This window comes from Streptomyces sp. NPDC002463 (genome assembly GCF_042889835.1).
Lineage (GTDB): Bacteria > Actinomycetota > Actinomycetes > Streptomycetales > Streptomycetaceae > Streptomyces > Streptomyces nymphaeiformis.
In genome coordinates, this window is record NZ_JBIARL010000065.1 from 1 (window position 1) to 1,432 (window position 1,432).

A 1,432-nucleotide genomic window follows, 5' to 3' on the forward strand; every position below is an offset into this window, starting at 1 on the left:
GAGGAGTGCGATTCATGCCCAAGCCCACCCGTCGTCAGCTCGCCGTCGCCACCGCTCTGGTGGCCGCGACCGCCGCGGCCGTGACCGTCACGTCGTCCGCGGGTGCGTTCGACAGCGCCCAGGCGGCGAAGGCGGCGGTCAAGGGCGGCAGGGCGAAGAACGTCATCCTGCTGATCGGTGACGGCATGGGCGACTCGGAGATCACCCTGGCCCGTGACTACACGGTCGGTGCCGACGGCCGTCTGAACATGGACAGGTTCCCGCTGACCGGCGCCTACACCACGTACGCGGTGCACGAGGACGGCACGCCGGACTACGTCACCGACTCCGCGGCCAGCGGCTCCGGCTGGGCCACGGGCGTGAAGACGGTCAACGGCCGCATCTCCAAGACCCCGGGCACCGACGAGGCCGTGCCCACGCTGCTGGAGCTGGCCCAGAAGCGGGGCTACGCCACCGGCAGCGTGACCACCGCCGAGCTGACCGACGCCACCCCGGCCGTGCTCGCCTCGCACGCCACCGACCGTTCCTGCCAGGGCCCGGCCGACATGGCCAAGTGCCCCGCCGACACCCTCGCGGCCGGCGGCCCGGGCTCCATCGCCGAGCAGTCGGTCAACCACCGGGTCGACGTGCTGTTCGGCGGCGGCAGGAAGCGTTTCGAGCAGAAGGTCACCGACGGCGCCTACAAGGGGCTGACCGTCACCGAGCAGGCGCAGAAGCTCGGCTACCAGGTCGTCACCGACAACGCGGGCCTGCGGGGCCTCAAGCCCGGGCGGCCGGTCCTGGGCCTGTTCGCCCCGGGCAACGTGCCGGTGGAGTGGACCGGCAAGCCGGCCGCGGTCGGCGGCACCGACCCGCAGCGCTGTGTCACCTCCAACCCCAACCGTCCGGCGGGCACCCCGAGCCTGGCCGACTCCGCCGCCAAGGCGATTGAGCTGCTTGAGGCCAAGCAGCAGGAGAAGCACTCCGGGCAGGGCTTCTTCCTGCAGATCGAGGGCGCCTCGATCGACAAGCAGGACCACGCCGCCGACCCGTGCGGTCAGATCGGTGAGACGGCCGCGTTCGACCGTGCGGTCAAGCTCGCCCGCGACTACGCGGCCAAGCACCCCGACACGCTGGTGGTGACGACCGCGGACCACGGTCACACCAGCCAGATCGTGCCGCTGGAGGCCACCCCGCCCGGCCTGTCCTCGACCCTGGTCACCGACGAGGGCCAGCGGCTGAAGGTCAACTACTCGACCAACACCCCGGGCCAGTCCCAGGAGCACACCGGCACCCAGGTCCGCATCGCCGCGCAGGGCCCCAAGGCCTACCGCGTCCTGGGCGTCACCAACCAGACCGACCTGTTCACCACCATCAGCGAGGCACTCCGCCTGCGCTGAACGAGCCCGACGAGCTGAACCCCAGGGGGAGTCCGGTCGACCGGACTCCCCCT

1 protein-coding gene is annotated in these 1,432 nt (G+C 71.6%); it reads left to right on the forward strand.

The annotated features are described in order from the left end of the window. Nucleotides 1-14: 14 nt before the first annotated feature. On the forward strand, nt 15-1,379 hold the full coding sequence (locus tag ACFYX3_RS42035) for an alkaline phosphatase (RefSeq protein ID WP_389025423.1): 1,365 nt from the start codon (nt 15-17) through the stop codon (nt 1,377-1,379). The last annotated feature ends 53 nt before the right edge of the window (nt 1,380-1,432 follow it).

Coding starts and splice junctions, on each gene's coding strand:
- ACFYX3_RS42035 (WP_389025423.1), top strand. CDS start 15: ATGCCCAAGCCCACCCGTCGTCAGCTCGCCGTCGCCACCGCTCTGGTG.